Source organism: Kribbia dieselivorans NBRC 106261, assembly GCF_001552435.1.
Lineage (GTDB): Bacteria > Actinomycetota > Actinomycetes > Actinomycetales > Dermatophilaceae > Kribbia > Kribbia dieselivorans.
Map to the genome: position 1 here is coordinate 1 of NZ_BCRE01000055.1, position 21,112 is coordinate 21,112.

The 21,112-nt window shown below is 69.9% G+C and carries 19 protein-coding genes and 1 pseudogene; 16 read left to right on the top strand and 4 right to left on the bottom strand.

The annotated features are described in order from the left end of the window. The 7 genes and pseudogenes from KD1_RS16795 to KD1_RS05590 form a co-directional block, all read left to right on the top strand. Positions 1–204: pseudogene (locus KD1_RS16795) on the top strand (CoA ester lyase); the annotation flags it as partial. After that, on the top strand, positions 201–1,829 hold the full coding sequence (locus tag KD1_RS05565) for an AMP-binding protein (RefSeq protein ID WP_068398726.1): 1,629 nt from the start codon (positions 201–203) through the stop codon (positions 1,827–1,829). The pseudogene KD1_RS16795 and the gene KD1_RS05565, both read left to right, overlap by 4 nt. Continuing rightward, on the top strand, positions 1,826–3,436 hold the full coding sequence (locus tag KD1_RS05570; protein ID WP_068398729.1) for a thiamine pyrophosphate-binding protein: 1,611 nt from the start codon (positions 1,826–1,828) through the stop codon (positions 3,434–3,436). The genes KD1_RS05565 and KD1_RS05570 overlap by 4 nt, the downstream gene beginning before the upstream one ends. Before the next feature lie 48 nt (positions 3,437–3,484). Continuing rightward, the gene (locus KD1_RS05575) at positions 3,485–3,994 is read left to right on the top strand and encodes an acyl-CoA thioesterase (protein WP_169795345.1); all 510 of its coding nucleotides are present in this window, start codon (positions 3,485–3,487) and stop codon (positions 3,992–3,994) included. Between the two features lie 186 nt (positions 3,995–4,180). Then, entirely contained in the window at positions 4,181–5,314 is a 1,134-nt protein-coding gene (locus KD1_RS05580; RefSeq protein ID WP_068398736.1) for a thiolase family protein, read from the top strand. A 26-nt stretch (positions 5,315–5,340) separates the two neighbouring features. After that, positions 5,341–6,105 carry an SDR family NAD(P)-dependent oxidoreductase gene (locus KD1_RS05585; protein WP_068398739.1) on the top strand — a complete coding sequence of 255 codons (765 nt, stop codon included), beginning with the start codon at positions 5,341–5,343 and terminating at the stop codon, positions 6,103–6,105. Between the two features lie 74 nt (positions 6,106–6,179). Beyond that, positions 6,180–7,103 (top strand): LysR family transcriptional regulator, encoded by a 924-nt coding sequence (locus tag KD1_RS05590; protein WP_083542141.1) that lies wholly within the window; start codon positions 6,180–6,182, stop codon positions 7,101–7,103. 69 nt (positions 7,104–7,172) lie between these two features. Here KD1_RS05590 and KD1_RS05595 read toward each other — a convergent pair whose 3' ends face one another. Next, positions 7,173–8,018: a LysR family transcriptional regulator gene (locus KD1_RS05595; RefSeq protein WP_068398745.1), complete on the bottom strand. Its 846-nt coding sequence runs from the start codon at positions 8,016–8,018 to the stop codon at positions 7,173–7,175. Positions 8,019–8,200: 182 nt separating this feature from the next. Here KD1_RS05595 and KD1_RS05600 point away from each other — a divergent pair, with 182 nt between their 5' ends. The 9 genes from KD1_RS05600 to KD1_RS05640 all read left to right on the top strand — a co-directional run bounded on the left by KD1_RS05600 (position 8,201) and on the right by KD1_RS05640 (position 17,408). Next, positions 8,201–9,286, top strand: coding sequence for an MBL fold metallo-hydrolase (locus tag KD1_RS05600; protein ID WP_068398748.1), 1,086 nt, complete (start codon positions 8,201–8,203; stop codon positions 9,284–9,286). A 158-nt stretch (positions 9,287–9,444) separates the two neighbouring features. Continuing rightward, positions 9,445–10,449 (top strand): ABC transporter substrate-binding protein, encoded by a 1,005-nt coding sequence (locus KD1_RS05605; RefSeq protein ID WP_068398752.1) that lies wholly within the window; start codon positions 9,445–9,447, stop codon positions 10,447–10,449. A gap of 5 nt (positions 10,450–10,454) precedes the next feature. Continuing rightward, complete coding sequence (locus KD1_RS05610; RefSeq protein WP_068398755.1) at positions 10,455–11,357, top strand: enoyl-CoA hydratase-related protein; 903 nt, start codon at positions 10,455–10,457, stop codon at positions 11,355–11,357. A 224-nt stretch (positions 11,358–11,581) separates the two neighbouring features. Further along, positions 11,582–12,586 carry an ABC transporter substrate-binding protein gene (locus tag KD1_RS05615; RefSeq protein ID WP_068398758.1) on the top strand — a complete coding sequence of 335 codons (1,005 nt, stop codon included), beginning with the start codon at positions 11,582–11,584 and terminating at the stop codon, positions 12,584–12,586. Positions 12,587–12,617: 31 nt separating this feature from the next. After that, positions 12,618–13,406: an ABC transporter ATP-binding protein gene (locus tag KD1_RS05620; RefSeq protein ID WP_157073192.1), complete on the top strand. Its 789-nt coding sequence runs from the start codon at positions 12,618–12,620 to the stop codon at positions 13,404–13,406. Beyond that, positions 13,403–14,176: an ABC transporter permease gene (locus tag KD1_RS05625; RefSeq protein ID WP_083542142.1), complete on the top strand. Its 774-nt coding sequence runs from the start codon at positions 13,403–13,405 to the stop codon at positions 14,174–14,176. Before KD1_RS05620 ends, KD1_RS05625 begins: the two co-directional genes overlap by 4 nt. After that, on the top strand, positions 14,173–14,988 hold the full coding sequence (locus KD1_RS05630; RefSeq protein ID WP_068398765.1) for an ABC transporter permease: 816 nt from the start codon (positions 14,173–14,175) through the stop codon (positions 14,986–14,988). The genes KD1_RS05625 and KD1_RS05630 overlap by 4 nt, the downstream gene beginning before the upstream one ends. Then, positions 14,985–15,779 (top strand): crotonase/enoyl-CoA hydratase family protein, encoded by a 795-nt coding sequence (locus KD1_RS05635; protein WP_068398769.1) that lies wholly within the window; start codon positions 14,985–14,987, stop codon positions 15,777–15,779. Before KD1_RS05630 ends, KD1_RS05635 begins: the two co-directional genes overlap by 4 nt. 51 nt (positions 15,780–15,830) lie before the next feature. Then, on the top strand, positions 15,831–17,408 hold the full coding sequence (locus KD1_RS05640) for an AMP-binding protein (RefSeq protein ID WP_068398772.1): 1,578 nt from the start codon (positions 15,831–15,833) through the stop codon (positions 17,406–17,408). A gap of 95 nt (positions 17,409–17,503) precedes the next feature. Here KD1_RS05640 and KD1_RS05645 read toward each other — a convergent pair whose 3' ends face one another. The 3 genes from KD1_RS05645 to KD1_RS05655 form a co-directional block, all read right to left on the bottom strand. Then, positions 17,504–18,649, bottom strand: coding sequence for a thiolase family protein (locus KD1_RS05645; RefSeq protein ID WP_068398775.1), 1,146 nt, complete (start codon positions 18,647–18,649; stop codon positions 17,504–17,506). Positions 18,650–18,781: 132 nt separating this feature from the next. Next, positions 18,782–19,888: an acyl-CoA dehydrogenase family protein gene (locus KD1_RS05650; protein ID WP_068398778.1), complete on the bottom strand. Its 1,107-nt coding sequence runs from the start codon at positions 19,886–19,888 to the stop codon at positions 18,782–18,784. A 3-nt stretch (positions 19,889–19,891) separates the two neighbouring features. Further along, on the bottom strand, positions 19,892–21,070 hold the full coding sequence (locus tag KD1_RS05655) for an acyl-CoA dehydrogenase family protein (RefSeq protein ID WP_068398782.1): 1,179 nt from the start codon (positions 21,068–21,070) through the stop codon (positions 19,892–19,894). Between the last annotated feature and the right edge of the window lie 42 nt (positions 21,071–21,112).

A 21,112-nucleotide genomic window follows, 5' to 3' on the forward strand; every position in this document is an offset into this window, starting at 1 on the left:
AAACTGTGCATCCACCCGAAGCAGGTCGCGGTGGCCGCCGCGGCCCTGGCCCCGACCGCCGAGCAGGTCGACTGGGCCCGGCGCGTCATGACGGCCGCGCAGTCGGCCGAGCACGGCGCCGTCGCCCTCGATGGAGCCATGATCGACAAGCCGGTCGTCGACCGTGCCGCACGGATCCTCGAGCGGCACGACCGATCCCGGTGAGTGCCGACCTGCCCGGCGCCACCGCGCTCCGCCCCGCCGGCGTGCCCATCGGATTTCGCGAGGTGGCGCACGCCGATCCGTCGCGCGTGGCGATCATCGAACCCGACCGCGCTCCGATCACCTTCGGTGACCTGCGCGACCGTGTCGACCAGCTGTCACACGCCCTCGACACGTGGGGTGTCGGGGCAGGCGAGGTGGTCTGCTCCGTTCTGTCCAACCGTCGTGAGTACCACGAGTTGAGGCTCGCCACCGGCCAGACCGGGCGGTACCTCACGCCCATGAGCCACCACCTGTCGGCGGTCGAGATCGCCCATATCGTGGCGGACACCGGCACCCGCGTCGTCGTCACCGAGCCGCATCTTGTGCCCGTGGTCGACGACGCACTGGCGTCGCTGCCCGGTGCCTCGGGGGAGTCTGGGGAGTTCGGTCGGGCGGCGCCGCCGATCCGCGTCATCACCGTCGGTGAGGAGTACGAGCGCGAACTCGGGGCACACCCGGCGAGCGCCCCCGACGTGCTCCGCGCCGGCGACTACCTCGGTTACACCTCGGGGACGACCGGGCGCCCCAAGGGGGTGCGCAAGCCGCTGTCCGACAACCCGCCGGCCGTCGGCGATCTGCAACTGGGCTACCTGGCACGCCTGGGCATCCGGCCGGGGCGTGAGGTCCATCTCGTCGTGGCGCCGCTCTACCACTCCGCGCCGGGCACGCTCTCCGATGTCGCGCTCAAGTTCGGTCACACGGTCGTCATCAGCGAACGTCCGACGCCGCAGGAGATCCTCGCGCTCATCGAGCGGCACCGCGTCAGCATCACCTTCACGGTGCCGACCGTGCTCGGGCGTTGGCTGCGGCTGCCGCGCGAGACCCGCGACCGATATGACCTGACATCGCTGCGCAGCATCGTCCACGCGGGAGCTCCGTGCCCGGTGGAGGTCAAGCGCGGCGTCATCGAATGGCTCGACCCGATCGTCGGCCCGGTGCTCCACGAGTTCTACGGCGCCACCGAGGGGTCGGCCACCTGCGTCTCCACGCCGGAGTGGCTGCAGCGGCCGGGGACCGTCGGGCTGCCCATCCCCGGATCACGGGTCGCCATCCTCGATGAGGCGGGCACCGAACTCCCGCCCGGTGAGATCGGCCAGGTCTGGTACCGCCCGACGGTCACGGTCGAATACCTCGGCGCCGAGGAGAAGACGGCCGCCGCCACTCGCGGCGACCTCTTCACCACCGGCGACCTGGGCCGGCTCGACGAGGACGGTTTCCTGTTCCTCGCCGATCGGCGCACCGACCTGATCCTCACCGGGGGCGTCAACGTCTACCCGGCCGAGGTCGAGGCGGCCTTGGCCGAGCACCCGCAGGTCGCCGATGCGGCCGTCATCGGCGCCCCCGACGACGACTGGGGTCAACGCGTCGTCGCCCTCATCCAACCCGAGTCCGGAGCATCGTCGGCGACCCTTCTCGAGAGCCTGCCCGGGCACCTGCGGGCCCGCCTGGCGGGGTACAAGGTGCCCCGCGAGATCCATGTGGTGGACCACCTGCCACGCACCCACGCCGGCAAGATGATGCGCCGCGAGGTCCGGGACATCTACCGCGATGCCCTGGCCCGGCGCGCGGAAAGTGAGCGGCCATGAAGCTGTACACCGCGATGTCCCGGGCCCTGCTCGACCACGGGGTCGACACGATCTTCGGGCTCATGGGTGACGTCAACATGCTTTACCTGTCGTCGTTCCTCGACGCGGGCGGCCAGTTGGTGCGCGTCGCGCACGAGGGCAGTTCGGTCGGCATGGCCGACGCGTGGTCTCGCCTGACCGGCCGGATCGGCGTGGCGTCGGTGACCCACGGCCCGGCCCTGACGAACACGATGACCTCGCTCGTCGAGGCCTCCCGGGCCGGGAGCCGGGTGCTCGTGCTCACCGGGCAGACCCCGCTCGACCCGACCCACTTCCAGCGCATCGACATCGCCGCGATCGCGGCCGCGGCCGAGGTGGGCTACGAGAAGGTGCACCGGCCAGAATCGCTGGGCCGTGACCTCGACCGCGCCCTGCAGCGCATCGAGGCGGAGCAGCGCCCGGTCATCCTCGACCTACCGATCCACCTGCTGCGCCACGAGATCGAACCGGTGACCGTGCACCCGCCGGTGGCACCCACCCCACGCACCCCCGACCTGGACGACCTCGACGACGTCATCGGGTTGCTCGCGGCCGCTCACCACCCGATCGTGCTGGCCGGGCGTGGCGCGCTGCGCTCCGGGGCCCGGGAGGCGCTGATCGCCCTGGCCGACGCGCTCGCGGCTCCGCTGGCGACCACTGCCCTGGCCAAGGACCTGTTCACCGGGCACCCGAGCAACATCGGCATCTGCGGCAACCTCTCCCACGGGGTGGCCTCGACCGCCCTGGCGCAGGCCGACGTCATCATCGCCTTCGGTGGCAGCCTCAACACCTACACCGCGCACGGGGGAGAGGTGTTCGCCGGCAAGAAGGTCATCCAGGTCGACACGAACCCGGGCGCGTTCAACTGGTTCACGCCCGTCGACCATGGGGTCTGCGGCGACGCGGCGATCGTGGCCGAACTGCTCACCGACGCCCTCGACGAAGCCGGTCACCGACCGGCCCGTGGGTGGCTCGACGGGCTGCAGCGCCAGCTGGTCGAGCACCGCCACGACCTGGACTACCGCGACCGCAGTGGCGCCGACACCCTCGATCCGCGCACCGCGTCGATCCGGCTCAATGACCTGCTGCCGCCCGACCGGGTGCTGGTCAGCGACATCGGCCGCTACGTCGTCGGGGCGTGGCCCTACCTCCAGGTGCCGGCCGGTGGCCGGTTCACCTCGATGGGGGCGTTCGGCGCCATCGGGCTCGGGCTGGCCGGGGCCATCGGCGCGAGCGTGGCCCATCCCGAGGCCCTGACGATCCTGGCCATCGGGGACGGTGGCCTGGCGATGAGCCTGGCCGAGCTGCCGACGGCGATCCGTGACCGGCGACGCCTGCTCGTCCTGCTCTACAACGACGGCGCCTACGGAGCCGAGTACTACAAGTTGGTCCATTTCGGCGAGGACGCCGACCACTCGCTCAACTCGTGGCCCGAGATCGTGCCGGCCGTGGAGGCGATGGGCGGCTCCGGGCTCGTCGCCCGCACGCTGGCTGACCTCGACGCCGTACCGGCGCTGCTCGAGGCCGCCGATGGGCCGGTCGTCGTCGACATCCGGATGGACCCGCGCGTCAACATCCTGGCCGAGTGACCGGCGCCCATGACCACCCCGACCGCAACCATGACGGGACCGAACACCATGACCGCGACCACGCACGCCTCCGCCTCGTTGGCCCCACCCGGGGCGTTCATCAGCCGCTTCGAGGTGCGCGTCGACGACCTCAGCCCCTCGGGCCACATCAACAACGTGGCCTACCTGCGCTTCCTCGACGAGGCCCGCTTCCTCTTCTGCGGGTCCGAGCTCGGCGAGAACGTCCGGCGACCGGGAGTGCTCGACACCCTCGGCGACGACGTGCTCCGAGCCGTCGTGCAGCAGTGCGCGGAGTACCGTCGCGAGGTCTGGTACACGCCGGCGCCGATCGAGGTCCGGTTGTGGGTGCCGCACCTGGGCACCAGCAGTTTTGTCATCGCCGCCGAACTGCTCGACGGCACGAGCGACGATCCGGCCGTCGTGCTGGAGTCGACGATGGTCGTCGTCGACCGCGCGACCCGCACCGCGCTGCCGTTGCCCGACGAGGTGCGGGCGCGACTGGCTCCGTTCGCCGGTCCGCGGCCGCAGATGCGACCGCGCAGCGGGCTGACCACCTAACCCCCATAGGCGCGGGCTATGGCGGGCATCGACGCCCGGTCTTTGAAACCGCCCGCGCCGCCGTGGTGTGCTTCTGGGAACGGGGCGGACCGTGGAGTTCAACCTCCGCGGTCCGCCCCGCCCCCAATGCCGTGATCCGACCGTCGCCGGTGTGCGCCGCCGACGGCCCGAACCCCAGGAGAACCCATGCGTGACGCCGTCATCGTCGACGCCGTGAGGACGCCCGTCGGGCGCCGCAAGGGCGCGTACGCCGAGATCCACCCCGGCGATCTCACCGCCCACGTGCTCAACGCCCTCGTCGAGCGCAACGACCTCGACCCCGCCCTCGTCGACGACGTCGTGTGGGGCTGTGTCACGCAGGTCAGCGAGCAGTCGGGCAACATCGGTCGCGTCGGTCTGCTCGCCGCCGGGTGGCCCACCAGCGTGCCGAGCACGACCGTCGACCGGCGCTGCGGTTCGTCGCAGCAGGCCGTCGCCTTCGCCGCCGCGGGCGTTATCTCGGGCCAGTACGACATCGCCGTGGCCGGTGGCGTCGAGGCCATGACCCGCGTGCCGATGGGCTCCAACGTCGCCGGCGGACGCCCCTACCCCGACTCCGTCCACGAACGCTTCGGCGTCGACGGGTTCAACCAGGGTCTGGGTGCCGAGATGGTCGCGGAGAAGTGGGGCCTGAGCCGCACGCAGCTCGACGAGTACTCCGCTCGCTCGCACGAGCGGGCCGCCGCCGCGATCGACAGCGGCGCCCTGGACGCCCAGCTCGCGCCGATCGAGGGCGTCCTGGCCACCGATGAGGGTCTGCGCCGTGGCACGTCGGTCGAGACCCTGTCGGGCCTGAAGACCGTGTTCAAGGAGGACGGGGTCATCCACGCCGGCAACTCCTCGCAGATCTCCGACGGCACCGGCGCACTGCTCGTCACGACGAGCGAGATCGCCAAGCAGCACGGCTGGACCCCGATGGCGCGCATCCACACGACGGTGCTCGCCGGTGACGACCCGGTCATCATGCTCACCGCGCCGATCCCGGCGACGCAGAAGGCCCTGGCCAAGGCCGGCCTGTCGGTCTCGGACATCGGCGCGTTCGAGGTCAACGAGGCCTTCGCGCCGGTGCCGCTGGCGTGGCAGGCCGAGATGGGCGCCTCGGATGACGTGCTCAACCCGCTCGGTGGCGCGATCGCCGTCGGTCACCCGTTGGGTGGCTCCGGCGCGGTGCTCATGACCCGCCTTGTGCACCACATGCGCGACAACGGCATCCGCTACGGCCTGCAGACCATGTGCGAGGCCGGCGGTCAGGCCAACGCCACCATTCTCGAACTCCTCTGAACCACCACCATCTCGAAGGGAACCCCATGAAGCTCGATGGACTGACCACTGCCGTCACCGGCGGCGCCTCCGGCCTCGGCCTGGCCACCGTGAAGGCGCTCGCTGCGGCCGGCTCCGACGTCACCATCCTCGACCTGCCCTCCTCCGACGGCGAGACCATCGCCAAGGAGCTCGGTGACCACGTGCACTTCGCGGCCGCCGACGTCACCGACGCCGACATGTTCGCCGGCGCGCTCGACGAGGTCGACGCCCGCGGTGGGCTGCGCGGTCTCGTGCACTGCGCCGGCGCCGGCCGCCGCGTGCGCGTCCTGGAGAAGGACGGCACGCCCGGTTCGCTCGAGGACTTCGAGTGGGTCATTCGCCTCAACCTCGTCGGCAGCTTCAACGCGGTCCGACTGGGTGCCGAGCGCATGGCACGCCAGGAGGCCGTCGACGGGGAGCGCGGCGCCATCGTGCTGACCGCCTCCGTCGCCGCGTACGAGGGCCAGATCGGCCAGATGCCGTACGCCACCTCGAAGGCCGGCATCGTCGGCATGACGCTCAACGCCGCTCGCGACCTGGCGAGCAAGAACATCCGCGTCTGCACCATCGCCCCGGGCATCATGGACACCCCGCTGCTGGCCCGCCTGCGCGACGACGTCAAGGCCTCGCTCGAGGCGACCGTGCCGAACCCGGCGCGACTGGGCCGCACCGACGAGTTCGCCTCGCTGGCCACCGAGATCCTGCGCAACGGTTACCTCAACGGTGAGACCATCCGCCTCGACGGCGCGATTCGCATGGCCCCGCGCTGATCACCCGCGGGCACGTCGATGGCCGGAGTCTCGTCACGAGACTCCGGCCATCGACATGCCGCTAACGTGTGGGGGTGGACCTGCAGAAGCTGGAGTACTTCCTCGCCGTGCGCGACCACGGCAGCATCAACGCCGCGGCGACGCACCTGGGTGTGGCCCAGCCGACGATCTCGCAGGCGCTGCGGTCTCTGGAGCGGGAGTTCGGGGTCGAACTGTTCCACCGCATCGGTCGGGGCATGGCCCTGACCTCGGCCGGGTACGCGCTCGTCGGGCCCGCGCGGCGGCTCCTGCGTGACACCGCGACGGCGGCCAGTTCGGTGCGCGATCATGCCGGGAATCTCCGAGGGGCGCTCGACGTGGCCGTCGCCCCCTCGTTGACCTCCGGTCTGGTGGTGAAACTGGTCGCGGAGGTCCACCGCCGCTGGCCGTTGACACGGATCAACCTCATCGAGTTGCCGGACGACATCTCCGGGATCGATCAGATCCGCGAAGGGCACCACGAACTGCTCATCACGCACCTGCCCCAGCCCACGCTCGCGCGCGCCCGGCCGGGGGACCCCCTGCTCGCCACCCTCGAACTCGGCACCCAGGAGTACTGGATCGCGCTGCCCCCTGGGGAGGATCTCGGGCTGCCACCCGGCGACGGGCCGGTCCCGATGGAGGCGCTCTCCGGGGTCCCGTTGGTCAGCGTGCCGCCGGGCTCATCGGTGCATTCCGGCGAGATCCAGGCCGAACTGGAACGCACCGGCAAGTCGACACCGCCGGCCGCGGTGTTGCAGCATCGCGAGGCGCGGTTGGCGTTCGCGGCCGCCGGGGTCGGCGCGACGTTCCTCGAGCGGAGCATGGCCGAGAACGCCCGGGTGCGTGGCGTGGTCATGCGGCCCACGGAGCCGCTGTTGACCCGGGACTACGGCATCGTCTACGACCCGGCCGGGCCGTCCCCGGTGGCGCGCGCCTTCCTCAGCGTGGCCGCGGACCTGGTGGACGGGTCACGGTAGTTCCGGGCGCGCGGCGTCAGCCCGCGGGCGGATCCGCCCGACGCGCCGGGGGAAGTTTCGCGTGCGTGATCAGCTGAACGAAGGCCGCGGCAGCCGGGGACAGTGAGGCCTTGCGATGCACGATGCCGACGGGGCGGATGAGTCGGGGGTGGTCGTCACGGCGACAACGTCACGGATGCGGGGGATGAAATGGGCCGGCAGGAAGGCCGCCCCGACGCCGGCTCGGACGAACTCCCACAGCGCCTGGCGGTCCTCGCTCCGGACGACGACCGCGGCGCGGGCGGCCTCCAGGGCGTCGCCGAGCATCGTCTGGACCGCCTGGTCACCGCGTTCGATGACCAGGGGGAGCCGATCGACCTCGACGAGCGGGAACGGGCTGGGCAGACCCTCGGCGAGGGCCGGGACCATGGCGAGCGCAAGTTCCTCCTCGCCCAAGGGCGTACTGACGAGCGGGTCGAGGGCCACGTCGAGGTGACACAGACCGAGTTCCGCCTGGCCCAACCGCACCTCGTTGACGACGCCCACCGAGCCGCCCGGATCGGAGATGTGCAGTTGGATCCGCGGGTGGCGGCGTCGCATGAGCGCGGCGGCCTGGGGCAGGGGGTCGAGGGCCAGGCTGGAGATCGCGGAGATCCGCAGTCGCCCGGCGCGCAGGTCTCGCACGGCGGCCACCCGCGCCCGGGCCCGGTCGGCGTCGCGCAACGCCAACCGCGCTCCGACCTCGAACGTCTCACCGGCGCGGGTCAGGGTGAAACTGCGCCCGGAGCGGTCGAAGAGTTCGACGCCGAGTTCGCGTTCGAGCCCGCGGATGGCCTGCGACAGCGAGGGCTGGGCGATGTACAGCGCCTGCGCCGCCTTGGTCACGCCCCCCTCGTCGATGACGGCGACGAAGTACTCGAGCAGGCGCAGATCCATCCGCCCAACCTAGCCCAGTGCGGTCCGGCGAGGGTCGGCCACGGGATCGCGTGACGGCTGGCATAGGCCGCGACGAAGGAGACGTTCGTCACGAGGTCTTGGACCGAACGCGCGCTCGGTGGTTGGGTGGCGGCACGAGCGCCGACGGCAGGCACTCGCCCCAACGCAAGGAGGCGCCGCCCGTGGAGGTCACCGGAACCGTTCAACGACAGGCCTGGGCGGCCGGCGTGCTGCCACCGGTCGAGGAGGTTCGGCCCGGCCTGTGGTCAGTGCCCGTGCCCATCCCGGACAGCCCCTTGCGCTACGTGCTGTCGTACGTGCTGCGGGCACCCGGGGGCGTCGTCGTGGTCGACGCCGGTTATGACGATGACGAGGCGTGGTCACACCTCGAGGCGGGTTTGACGCAGATCGGTCACGGCGTGGCCGACGTGCGCGGGATCGTCGTCACGCACATGCACCCCGATCACTACGGTTTGGCGCCGCGGCTGCGACGCGCCAGCGGGGCGTGGCTCGCGATGCACCCGGCCGACGCCGAACTCATCACTCAGCGGAGCGCGGTGGAGGTCGACGCGTATGTCGAGGCCGCGCGCACCCAGATGGCCGACAGTGGTGCCCCGGCGGCCCTGTTCGAGGGGGCCGGTCAGTACCCGATCGAGTTCCTTGAGCCCGGGAATGGCCCGGACCGGCTACTCGTCCACGATGACGTGCTCGACCTGGGCAGCCAGCGGTTGCGGGTGGTGCACACGCCCGGACACACCCCGGGGCACATCTGCCTCGTCGACGAGGATCGTGACCTCGTGCTCACCGGCGACCACGTGCTGCCGCGGATCAGCCCGAACATTTCGATCCTGCCCGATCAACTGGAGAACCCGCTCGGGGAGTACCTCGGGTCGCTCGAGGCCATCGGTGCCCTCGATCCGAGCGAGGTGCTGCCCGGTCACGAGTATCGGTTCCGGGGGCTGCCGCAGCGCACGCGCGACCTGATCCATCACCATGAGGAGCGGCTGGCCGAGGTCATGGCGGCCGTCACCGGCACTCCGGGTCTGACGACGTACGAGATCACGTTGCGGCTGCAGTGGTCGCGGCCGATCGCCGATCAGGTCGGCTTCCTGCAGCGGATGGCCGTCAACGAGACGCTGGCCCACCTGGTGCTGCTCGAGGAGCGTGGGAACCTGCACCGTTCCGAGGGCGCCCCCACACGTTGGTTCCCGGGGTCGGTGAGCGTGCGTGGTGCCTCGTCCATGGTCGGAGGGCGGTCAGGAGCCTGACGTCACAACGCGCTGACCTGTGCACATAGGCCAAGCCTATGTGCCCTTGCGCGCTCTGGTCTTGGTGCGGAGGGTCGGTGCGGTGATGCGATGGTCCCCGGCCTTTGTGCCGCTCCGACGCCGAAGTCGTCGCCCCCACCGAGATCAATGAGGATCACATGAGACTGATGAATGTCGCCTCCGCACGCACGACCTTGGCTGCCGTCCTGGCCGTGGGCGCGTTGTCGCTGGCCGCCTGCGGCAGTGACACCGCCACCCCGGGTGTCCAAGGTGACGACGGGCTGACCACCCTGCGCGTGACCACGGTCGCCGGCGTGACGAGCCTGCCCATCAAGGTCGCCATGGAGGAGGGGTACTTCGAGAAGCACGGCGTCAAGGTCGAGCTGACCGAGGGGGTCGACGTCGCGGCGTGGCAGGCGGCCCTGGGCAAGCAGTTCGACATCTCGTTCGCGACGAGCGGACCGTACGTCATGTCCGTGGCCAAGGGCTTGGACAACACCCTCATCAACCAGACCTCCAGCGCCTCCGACGACTACATCACGACGACGTTCGCGACGACCGAGAAGCTCACCGACCTGTCCACGCTGAGGGGCACGAAGATCGGTGTGGCCCAATTGACCGGAGCGACGATCGATTCGATGAAGTACCTGCTCGCCGACGCCGGGGTGAAGGCGACCGAGTACGAACTCGTGCAGATGCCGTACTCCGCGATGCTGGACAACATGAAGGCGGGCAATATCGACGCCGCCCTGACCGCCGGGGTGTACTTCTCCACCGCCGAGGCCGCCGGGCTGAAGTTGTGGGACAAGGACGTCACCGTCGCGGCCCACGAGGCCGTCACCGGTGGGAAGGTTCGCACCGGTTCGTCGACGATGTATGCGGCCAACACGAAGTGGGTCGAGGCGAACCCGGACCTCGTCAACGCGTGGGTGGACGGTGTCGAGGAGGGCATCGCCCACGTCGAGTCGAAGGAGAAGGAGTCGCGCGGCGTGCTGCAGACGTGGTTGAAGCTGCCGGAGAAGTTGGCGACGGACGTCCAGTTGCCCACGTACACCACCAAGGTGGCCGCGGACGAGATTCCGGCGACCTGGTCGGTGCTCCAGTCGACGGGCACCGTCAAGGGTGAGTACCCGGCCGACAAGGTGAAGGTCTATGAAAGGTGAGTGACATGACGCAGGATTTCGAGACCCTCGAGTACGAGGTCGCAGACGGCATCGCGACGATCCGATTGAACCGACCCGATCGACTCAACGCATTCAACCAGCAGATGGGGTGGGACCTCATCGCGGCGTTCGATGCGACCGACGCCGACGACGCCGTGCGCGTCGTCGTGGTCACCGGCAACGGGCGTGGCTTCTGCGCCGGCGCCGACCTCGAAAAGGGGGCCGGCACCTTCGGCGGTGGCCGTGAGAACCCGCGCTGGGCCAACGGGACCATCGCCGACGTCCCGCGTGACGGAGGCGGACGGGTCACCCTTCGCATCGCCCAGAGCCTGAAGCCGGTCATCGCCGCGGTCAATGGCCCGGCCGTCGGTGTTGGCGCGACGATGCAGTTGCCGATGGACATCAGGATCGCGTCGCGATCGGCGAAGTACGGCTTCGTCTTCGCCCGCCGGGGGCTCGTGCCGGAGGCCGCCTCGAGCTGGTTCCTGCCCCGCGTCGTCGGCATCTCGCAGGCCATGGAGTGGGTCGCCACGGGCCGCGTGTTCGGGCCCGACGAGGCGCTGCGCGGAGGCCTGGTGTCCCAGGTCGTCGAGGACGAGGACCTCCTGCCGACCGCCTACGCCCTGGCCGGCGAGATCGTCGAGAACACCTCGGCCGTCTCGGTGGCGGCCTCGCGCGTCATGCTGTGGAGCATGCTGGGCGCACAATCGCCGTGGGACGCCCACCGCATCGACTCGCAGGCCATCTACCACCTCGGCACCGGTGCGGACGTGGCCGAGGGGGTCTCGTCGTTCCTGGAGAAGCGCGCGCCGAACTTCCCGATGCGGGTCTCGGCCGACTTCCCGTCGTACGTGCCGCGCTGGCCGGTCGAGCCGGACGACACGACTCCTCCGCAGCCGAACGCCTAACCCCTTCGCCGAGTGATGGATCCGGGTGGCCTATCCGGGGCGATAGGCCACGCGGATCCATCACTCGGCGGGGGTGTCCTCGCGCGCATAGGTTCGGCCTATCGGCCGGTGCGCCTGCACGTCTTTGCGCCCGCACGCCGGCCGGTGTTGACATTGACCAGCGGTTCAACGTGGCCCCTGGCCCGACCGTGCTCCCACGAAACGTCGATCAACGAGGATCCTTCATGAACCTGTTCTCTGCCTCCCTGTCCCGCAAGAGCGTCATGGCGCTCGCGGTGGTCGGCACGCTCGCCCTCTCCGCGTGCGGCAGCAGCGACTCCTCCACGCCGGCGACGAACGCCGACGGTCTGAAGACCCTGCGTGTGACGATGGTGCCCGGCGTGTCCAGCCTGCCGCTCAAGGTCGCCGAGCAGGACGGCATCTTCGAGAAGAACGGCCTGAAGGTCGAGTTCACCGAGGGCCTGGACGTCTCCGCGTGGCAGTCCGCGGCCGGCAAGCAGTTCGACATCGTCTTCACCAACAGCGCCGTCTACGCGCCCTCGATCGCCAAGGGCCTGGACAACACGATCATCAACAACACGACGAACGCCTCCGACGACTACGTCAGCGTCACGTTGGCCACCAAGGAGAAGCTCAACAAGCTCTCCGACCTCAAGGGCAAGAAGCTCGGCGCTCCGACCCTGACCGGCCTGACGGCCGAGTCGTTCAAGTACCTCATGGCCAAGGAGGGCGTGAAGGCGAACGAGTACGAGATCGTCCAGATGCCGTACTCGAACCAGCCGGACAACCTCAAGGCCGGCAACATCGACGCTGCCCTGACCGCCAACCCGTACTACGGCACCCTGGAGCGTGAGGGCCTGGTCATGTGGGGCAAGGACCTCGGTGTCGAGGCCCACAAGGCCGCCACCGGTGGCAAGGTCGACACCGCATCGTCCTCGATGTACGCCGCCAACACCAAGTGGGTCGAGGAGAACAAGGACACCGTCGACGCGTGGATCAAGAGCCTCGACGAGGCCATCAAGGTCATCGAGTCCGACGACGCGGAGGCCCGCAAGGTCCTCAAGGACTGGATGAAGATGTCCGACCAGCTCGCCAAGGACGCGATCATCCCCGAGTACACGACGAAGGTCGACGCGGCCCAGCAGCAGGCGACCTGGGACGTCCTGAAGTCCAACGGCACGATCTCGGGTGACTTCCCGGCCGACCGCATCAAGGTCTACCAGGGCTGATCGAGCCACCACACCAGGAGAGCGAGCGATCATGAATCAGCCGATGTATGAGTTGAAGAACGTTGCGGTGGACCTGTCCAACGCGGCGGGTACGCGCCGGATTCTTGAGGACGTGTCGATGACGGTGATGCCGAACGAGGTCGTCGGCATCGTCGGCCGCTCGGGTACGGGCAAGACGACGTTGATGCGCGCGTTGGGTGGTCTGACGCCGATCACGGAAGGGTCGCTGACGCTGCAGGGCAAGGCCGTGACGGGCCCCGCCGATGGCGTGGTGACGGTGTTCCAGGACTACGGGAACGCACTTCTCCCGTGGCGCACGGTGGCCAAGAACGTGGCGTTGCCGTTGGAGGGCAAGGTTGCGCGCAGCGAGTTGCGCGACCGGGTGTCCACGGCGATCGAGATGGTGCAGTTGAAGGGTCGCGAGAACGACTACCTGTCCAGCCTCTCGGGTGGCATGCAGCAGCGCGTGCAGATCGCGCGCGCCCTGGTGCTCAACCCCCGCGTGGTGTTGATGGATGAGCCGTTCGGGGCGTTGGACGCGTTGACGAAGGCGTCGCTGCAGGACGTGCTCCTGGGCCTGCACGAGCAGAACCAGGCGACGATCATCTTCATCACCCACGACCTGGAGGAGGCGATCTACCTCTCGGATCGCACCTTCGTCATCTCGGGGAACGTGTCCTCCGGTCAGCCGGGCCACCTGTCGATGGAGGTCCCGGTCGCCCTACCGCGCCCGCGCAACCAGTTGACGACCCGCGAGATGCCCGAGTACATCGCGCTGCGTCACCGCCTGGCCGAGGCCATCGACCTGGTGCCGGCATGAGTGCGCTGGCCAGCGTCGGGAGGCGCGTGAACTGGCCGGGGATCGCGGTCATCGCCGCGGTCATCGTCATCTGGCAGATCGGCGCGACGGTCGGTCCGCTCGCCGACATGAGTTCGGTGCCGAGCGTGACCGAGACCGTCAAGGGCTTCGGTGACCTGTGGGCGGCGAACGAGCTGATCCCGCCGGTGCTGTACACCCTGGGCGTGGCGCTGTTGTCGGCGGCGATCGGCATCGTCGCCGGTGGCCTGATCGGCACCCTGCTCGGGTTGTTCGCCCCGTTCCGGTTGTTCACCCAGTCCAGTTTCGATGTGCTGCGCACGATCCCGATCACGGCGATCATGCCGGTGCTGTTGCTGCTGCTCGGTGCCGAGGCGCGCACCGAGATCATCGCGGCCTCCGTCGCGTCGACGTGGCCGATGCTCGTCAACACCGCCGACGGGATCCGCTCGATCCACCCGCGTCTGGATGAGGTGGGCCGCATGTTCGGGTTCTCCCGCCTCAAGCGCGTGTTCAAGCTGACGATCCCCGCGGCGATGCCGTCACTGCTCGTCGGTGGCCGCCTGGCGGCGGTGACGTCGCTGATCGCGGTGATCATCGCCGAGATGATCATCGCGCCCGAGGGCATCGGGTGGGCCTTGCTCACGGCGCAGCAGGCATTGCAGAGCGGCCAGATGTGGGCCCTGGTCGTCGTGTGCGGCTGGCTCGGGTGGCTGTTCAGCCTCGGCCTGACCGCGCTGGTCAACCGTCTTCAGCCTGGAGGTGTCAAGTGACCGCCGTGACCGAGAAGCGGGCCGCCGCCCGCGCCGCCGCCCCGGCCACACGCCGCTCCGGTCTGTCGATCACACCGTTGACCTTCGTCATCGGCCTGACCCCGCTCGTGCTGGTCCTGGTGGGGTGGCAGGTCTTCGGTGACCCGGTCGACTTCACGTTCCCGCCCCCGTCGACGTGGTGGGAGGCAACGAAGCTCATGTGGGCCAGTGGCGAACTGCCCACCGCGCTGACGCGCACCCTGTGGACCTTCGCCCTCGGCCTGGTGTTCTCGGTCGTGCTCGGCACCGCGCTGGGGTGGTTGATCGGGGCGTCGAAGACCGTCGATCGGGCGCTGTCTCCGCTGCTCGACTTCTTCCGCTCGATGCCGTCGCCGGCGATCGTGCCGGTCGCGACGATCGTGTTCGGCGTGACGATCCGGATGTCGGTGGTCGTCATGGTCCTGGCGTTGATCTGGCCGGTGCTCCTGGCCGTGGCGTCGTCGCGGCAGAACATCCCCACCGTGCGTCTGGAGATGGGCCGCGTGCTCGGACTGTCCGGGTTCGACCGGATGCGCAAGGTCGTGCTGCCCTCGCTGCTGCCGGCGGTGATGACCGGCACCCGAGTCGTCGTCTCCCAGGGTTTCGTCGTCGCGCTGCTCATCGACATCATCGGTGCCGGAGCGGGGATCGGTCGCCTCCTCGTCGTGCGTCAGCAGTCCTTCGACGCCGCCGCGGTCTGGGCCCTCCTCGTCATCATCGGCCTGGCCGGCCTGGTCGCCAACCTGCTGGTCAGCGCCCTCGACAATCGCGTCCAGCGGGGCTGGCGCTCATGAGCGACGGCTCGACTCCGGGGCGGGTCGCGGTGAGCGTCGACGGCGCGATCGCGTCGGTCACGCTGACCCGACCGGAGAAGCGCAACGCCCTCGACGAGGAGATGTTCGAGGCGCTCGTGCGCGCGGGCCGAAGCCTGCTGGAGCGGGACGACGTCAAGGTCGTCGTGCTCACCGGCGACGGTGCGTCCTTCTGTGCGGGGCTCGACTTCTCCCGGTTCGCCGCCATGGGCAGCGAGGACTACCCGACCACAGAGCGTGACCTGCTGGGTGCGTCCCGCGCTCTCGGTCCGCAGGCCGCGCACGTGTGGTCGCTCGTCCCGGTGCCGGTGATCGCCGGTCTGCAGGGTCACGCGTTCGGCGGTGGCCTGCAGATCGCCCTCAATGCCGACATCCGCGTCAGCGCCCCCGACACCGCGTTCTCCGTCATGGAGATCCAGTGGGGCCTGGTGCCCGACATGACCGGCAGCCAACTGTTGCCCGCGCTCATCGGCCGGGACCAGGCCACGCTCCTGACGGTGACCGGCAGGGTGTTCGACGGGCGTGAGGCCCGGGCCCTCGGTCTCGTCACCGAGCTCCACGACGATCCGCGTGCTCGGGCTCATGAGCTGGCCCGCGAGATCGCCACCCACACTCGCGAATCGCTCGTCGAGTCGAAGCGGCTGCTCGGCCTGGCCGGTCGGGTGTCGCTGGAGGAGGGGCTGGCCCAGGAGCAGGTCGCCATCTCCCGGCTTCGCGGGTCGGCGGCGCAGACGGAACTCGTCCGCGCCCGCTTGGCCCGCCGCAACGCGTGACCACCACCCACTCGACGCATGAAGGACGCATGAAGAGAGAAGGAGTCGACGATGACTGTGCAGCACGACCGTGACATGGCCGAACTGGAGCTTTCCCGCCGCAGCACTCCGGTGGCGTGGCTGCTGCGCCACGAGCACGAGCAGAGCGACGCCGTGGCGATCCGATTCGAGGGGCAGTCCACCACGTGGGCGCAGTTCGGCGAGCGAGTCCGGTCGACGGCAGCGGTGCTGGCCGAGCACGGGGTCGGGGTCGGCGACCGCGTCGTGGTGCTCATGCCCAACCGCCCGGAGTTCCAGCACGTCGCGCTGGCGACGATGTACCTGGGCGCGATCCTCGTCCCGGTGAACTTCCGCCTGGCCGCCGGTGAGGTCAGTTACCTCGTGAGCAATTCCGAGCCGACCGTGGTCGTCACCGATGACTCACTGCTCGACACCGCGACGGCCGCCGTCGTCGAGGTGAGCCGGGCGGAGTCCGGTGGGGTCACCACGGTCCTGAGCGTCGACTCGCGCGCCGACGGCGGCCCGTCGATGGCTGCCCTGGCGCCCGTCGCGGACCCGCCGGCCCCGGCCGTGGTCGGCTACGACGACGACGCGGCGATCATGTACACCTCCGGCACGACCGGGCGTCCCAAGGGCGCGGTGCTGTCGTACCAGAACTTCGTCGTCAACGCGCTGCGGACCTCGAAGGCCTGGGACCTGCAGGAGTACGACGTCATGATGCTCGCCTCGCCGCTGTTCCACATCGCCGCGTTCTGCGCGTGGATGGGATCGGTGGCCGGCGGGGCCACGGCGCTCCTGATGCCCTCGACCGGGTTCGACGCGACGCGCGTGCTCGACACGATGGAGGCCGAAGGCGTCACGACGACGTTCCTCGTGCCGGCCCAGTGGCAGATGCTCTGCGACGAACCCCGGGTGGCCCAGCGTGACCTCAAGCTGCGGTACCTCTCCTGGGGCGCCGCGCCCGCGACCGAAGCGTTGCTGCGCCGCATGATGGCCGCCTTCCCGGGCGCGCAGATCGTCGCCGCGTTCGGGCAGACCGAGACCACGGCCTCCGGGGTCTGGCTGCGCGCCGCCGACTCCCTGCGCAAGATCGGCTCGGTCGGCAAGGCGATCTACTCGACGTCGATCCGGGTCGTCGACGGGCGGATGAACGACGTCGGCGTCGATGAGGTCGGCGAGATCGTCTACCGCGGGCCGGGCGTGATGTCGCGCTTCTGGCGCAACGAGGAGGCCACGGCCGAGGCGTTCCGTGGCGGATGGTTCCACTCGGGCGATCTGGTGCGCCGCGACGCCGAGGGGTTCCTCTACGTCGTCGACCGGATCAAGGACATGATCATCTCCGGCGGCGAGAACATCTACTGCGCCGAGTTGGAGAACGTCATCGCCGATCACCCCTCCGTCGCCCAGGTGGCGGTCGTCGGGCGTGACGACGAGAAGTGGGGCGAGGTGCCAGTGGCCGTCATCGTGCCGACCGACGCGTCGAACCCGCCGTCGCTGGAGGACATCCGCGCGTTCTGTGATGGGCGCCTGGCCCGGTACAAGCTGCCCAAGGGTGTCGTCATCCAGCCCGAGTTTCCGCGCTCCGGGACGGGGAAGGTGCAGAAGAACGTGCTACGCGAACTCGTCTGAACACACAACTTCGCCGAGTGATGGTTTCGGGTCGCCTCAGGACTCCTGAGGCGACCCGAAACCATCACTCGGCGAAAGAGTGACGGAGCGTCGTGTCAGAGGCGCTCGAGGATCGTCGCGTTGGCCTGACCGCCGCCCTCACACATCGTCTGGAGGCCGTAGCGCACGTTCTCGCGCTGCATGCGGTGGATCATCGTCGCGAGGATGCGCGCACCCGAACCGCCGAGCGGGTGGCCGAGCGCGATGGCGCCGCCGTTCGGGTTGAGCTTGGCCGGGTCGGCACCGATGTCCTTGAGCCAGGCCAGCGCCACCGGGGCGAACGCCTCGTTGACCTCGAAGGTGCCGATCTCGTCCAGGGCCAGCCCGGAGCGCTCGATGGCCTTGCGCGTCGCCGCGATCGGGCCGGTGAGCATGATGACCGGCTCGGAGCCGACGACCGACGCCGTGTGCACCTTCGCCAGCGGCTTCAGACCGAGTTCGGCCGCCTTCTCGGGGGTCATGATGAGCAGCGCGGCCGCACCGTCGGACATCTGCGACGAGTTCGCCGCGGTGATCAGACCGTCCTCCTTGAACGCCGTCTTCAGCGTCGCCAGCTTCTCCAGGGTGCCGCCGCGGCGCACGCCCTCGTCCTGCGTGACGACGGTGCCGTCGGCCAGGGTGATCGGCACGATCTCCTCGTCGAACGCGCCGGCGTCCTGGGCGGCGGCCGCGCGGGCGTGCGACTCGAGCGAGAACGTGTCGCAGTCCTCGCGCGAGATGCCCCACTGCTCGGCGATCATCTCGGCGCCGATGCCCTGGTTCGGGCGCACGCCACCGACGCGCTCGAGGAAGCTCGGGCCGAGGTTGTCGGCGTCACCACGCGGCGAGCCCATCGGCACGCGGGTCATGGATTCGACGCCACCGGCGACGACGACGTCGTAGTGCCCGGCGATGACGCTGGCGACGGCGAAGTTCAACGACTGCTGCGACGATCCGCACTGGCGGTCGATGGTGACACCCGGGACCGCGAGCGGCCAGCCGGCGGCGAGCACCGTCGTGCGCGCGATGTCGCCGGTCTGCTCACCGGCCTGGCCGACGCAGCCCCAGATGACGTCCTCGACGAGGGCCGGGTCGATGCCCGCCTTCTCGACGAGGCCGTTGAGCACCTGCGCGCCCAACTCGACCGGGTGCAGGTCGGTGAACACGCCTCCGCGCTTGCCGACGGGGCTGCGAACTGCGCTGACGATGACGGCTTCCCGCATGGGATTTCCTTCTTTCGGTGGTGAATCGGTGGTCTGGATCCTCGGCCCGCCCGCCCCCTCCCCGGTTCGAGGTAATAGGGGGCGTTACAACGCCCCCTATTACCTCGAACCGCGTGGGGTCGGGGGAGGGTCTCAGCCGAGGACGGCGAGATCGGGGTGATCGGAGATGCGTGTGGCCAGGTCGGCGATGCGCTCGTCCTGGCTGCCCCACATGCGGTCGAGGGCGGTCAGGCGACCGGTGTAGTGCCCGATGCGGTGCTCGGCCGTGACACCGATACCGCCGTGCATCTGGATGGCCTCCTGACCGACGAGCCGCCCGGCGTCGCTGATGATGACCTGGGCACGCAGGATCGAGTCGGCATCGTCGGGGTCGACGTCGTACGACATCGCCGCGAAGAGGGCGGCGCTGTGGGCCACGGTCGCCTCGGAGTACATGTCCGCGGCGCGGTGGGTCAGCGCCTGGAACGCGGCCAGCGGCCGACCGAACTGCTCACGCACATTGAGGTACTCGACCGTCATGTCCAGGGCCGTCTGCATCGCGCCGGAGGACTCGCCGCACAGCACGACCCGAGCCGCGCCCAGGGCCCGGCGCAGCACGACGTCGGCCTCGTCACCGAGGGCGAGCAACACGGCCGGAGCGTCGTTGAACTCGACCCGGTCGGTCGTCACCTGGGCGGCGTCGGCGGCCACGAGCAACAGCGCCGGGCCCTGCTCGGTCGCGGCCGAGACGACGAAGTGGGTGCCGTCGGCCGCGAAGCGCACCGGTGCCTTGACGCCGCGCACGCTCCACCCATCGCCGGAGGGGGCGGCCGTGACATCGGTGGCGTGCGTCGACCAGACGCGCATCGGCTCGGCCAACGCGGGCAGCGGGAGCGCGGTACCCCCGGCGATCCCGCGGACCACCTCGGTCACCGACGCCGGGGCCCGCCCGACGGACGTGGCCTGGACCAGCGCGGTGCCGGCGAGGACGACCTCGGCCAGCGGCACCTGGACCCCGGCCGCGCCGAGCTCGAGCGCGACCGCGACGAGGGCTTCGGCACCGGCGTCTGCGCCGCCCAGGTCCTCCGGCCAGACCAACCCGAGCACACCGACCTCCGCCAGCGACTTCCACACGGTGGCGTCGAGCTGCGGGGGAGCGGCCGTGGGCACCGCCGCGGTGGTGGCCGCCTGGTGGCGGGTGAGCATGTCCTTGACGGCGGAGCGCAGTGCGGTCAGCTCGTCGTTGATCGTGAAGTCCATGGTTCAGCCCTTCAGCCCGAGGATGGTCCCGGCGACGATGCCGCGCTGGACCTCGCTCGAGCCTCCGTAGATCGTCGTCTTGCGGTAATTGAGGTAGGTCGGCACCGAGCGGCGGGCCCACCGCGGCACGCCGTCGATCTCGTCCCATGACAGCGCCATCGGCCCGGCGATGTCGATGCCCAGTTCGAGGATCTGCTGCTGCAACTGCGAGGCGCGCAGTTTGAGGATCGAGGAGGCCGGGTCGGGCTTGCCGCCGGTCGAGGCACCGCCGGCCACCCGCAGGGCGGTCAGTTCGAGCGCCAGCGCCGAGGTCTCGAGCTTGACGAAGCGGGCCGCATTGGCCGGGTCGTCGAGGATCGAGCCGTCGCCGCGCCGCACCTGCTGCGCGTGTTCCTTCAGCTCCGCGATCCAGCGGTTGATCAGACCCGTGTTGGCCACGCCCACGCGCTCGTTGCCCAGGAGGAACTTGGCGTAGTCCCAACCCTTGTTCTCCTCACCGACGAGCTGGTCGGCGGGCACCCGGACGTTGTCGAAGTGGACCTCGTTGACCTCGTGGTTGTCGTCGAGGGTGATGATGGGCCGCACCGTGACGCCGGGACTCTTCATGTCGATGAGGAGCATCGAGATGCCCTGCTGCTTCTTCGGCGCGTTCGGGTCGGTGCGCACGAGGGCGAAGATCCAGTCCGAGTGCTGCGCCAGGGTGGTCCACGTCTTCTGCCCATTGACGATGTACTCGTCACCGTCACGTACGGCGGTGGTACGCAGGCTGGCCAGGTCGGAGCCGGAGCCCGGCTCGGAGAAGCCCTGCGACCACCAGATCTCGGCCGTGGCGGTCGGCGGGAGGAAGCGCTCCTTGAGGGCCTGCGAGCCGAACGCGGCGATGACCGGGCCGATCATGACGGCGTTGAACGGCAGCGGGTTGGGCACCCCGGCGGCGGCGAGCTCCGTGCGCCAGATGTGCAGCTGCAGCGGGGTCCAGCCGCGGCCACCCCACTCCACCGGCCATCCGGGCACGGCCAGGCCGGCCGCGGCGAGGATGCCGTGGCTGCGACGAATCTCCTCGCCGGTCAGCGGCTCGCCTGCCCGGACCTTGTCGCGCAGGTCTTGGGGGAACTCGTGGGTGAAGTAGGTGCGAAGCGAGTCGCGGAACTCCGCATCCTCGGCAGTGAGTGATCGACGCATACGTGGCAACGTAGCGTCACGCGCCGCTCGGATCTATAGGGT

Excerpts from the sequence above, each read along its gene's own strand:
- KD1_RS05570 (WP_068398729.1), top strand. The coding sequence starts at position 1,826 with ATGAAGCTGTACACCGCGATGTCCCGGGCCCTGCTCGACCACGGGGTC.
- KD1_RS05575 (WP_169795345.1), top strand. The coding sequence starts at position 3,485 with ATGACCGCGACCACGCACGCCTCCGCCTCGTTGGCCCCACCCGGGGCG.
- KD1_RS05580 (WP_068398736.1), top strand. The coding sequence starts at position 4,181 with ATGCGTGACGCCGTCATCGTCGACGCCGTGAGGACGCCCGTCGGGCGC.
- KD1_RS05585 (WP_068398739.1), top strand. The coding sequence starts at position 5,341 with ATGAAGCTCGATGGACTGACCACTGCCGTCACCGGCGGCGCCTCCGGC.
- KD1_RS05595 (WP_068398745.1), bottom strand. The coding sequence starts at position 8,018 with ATGGATCTGCGCCTGCTCGAGTACTTCGTCGCCGTCATCGACGAGGGG.
- KD1_RS05605 (WP_068398752.1), top strand. The coding sequence starts at position 9,445 with ATGAGACTGATGAATGTCGCCTCCGCACGCACGACCTTGGCTGCCGTC.
- KD1_RS05610 (WP_068398755.1), top strand. The coding sequence starts at position 10,455 with ATGACGCAGGATTTCGAGACCCTCGAGTACGAGGTCGCAGACGGCATC.
- KD1_RS05615 (WP_068398758.1), top strand. The coding sequence starts at position 11,582 with ATGAACCTGTTCTCTGCCTCCCTGTCCCGCAAGAGCGTCATGGCGCTC.
- KD1_RS05620 (WP_157073192.1), top strand. The coding sequence starts at position 12,618 with ATGAATCAGCCGATGTATGAGTTGAAGAACGTTGCGGTGGACCTGTCC.
- KD1_RS05625 (WP_083542142.1), top strand. The coding sequence starts at position 13,403 with ATGAGTGCGCTGGCCAGCGTCGGGAGGCGCGTGAACTGGCCGGGGATC.
- KD1_RS05635 (WP_068398769.1), top strand. The coding sequence starts at position 14,985 with ATGAGCGACGGCTCGACTCCGGGGCGGGTCGCGGTGAGCGTCGACGGC.
- KD1_RS05640 (WP_068398772.1), top strand. The coding sequence starts at position 15,831 with ATGACTGTGCAGCACGACCGTGACATGGCCGAACTGGAGCTTTCCCGC.
- KD1_RS05645 (WP_068398775.1), bottom strand. The coding sequence starts at position 18,649 with ATGCGGGAAGCCGTCATCGTCAGCGCAGTTCGCAGCCCCGTCGGCAAG.
- KD1_RS05650 (WP_068398778.1), bottom strand. The coding sequence starts at position 19,888 with ATGGACTTCACGATCAACGACGAGCTGACCGCACTGCGCTCCGCCGTC.
- KD1_RS05655 (WP_068398782.1), bottom strand. The coding sequence starts at position 21,070 with ATGCGTCGATCACTCACTGCCGAGGATGCGGAGTTCCGCGACTCGCTT.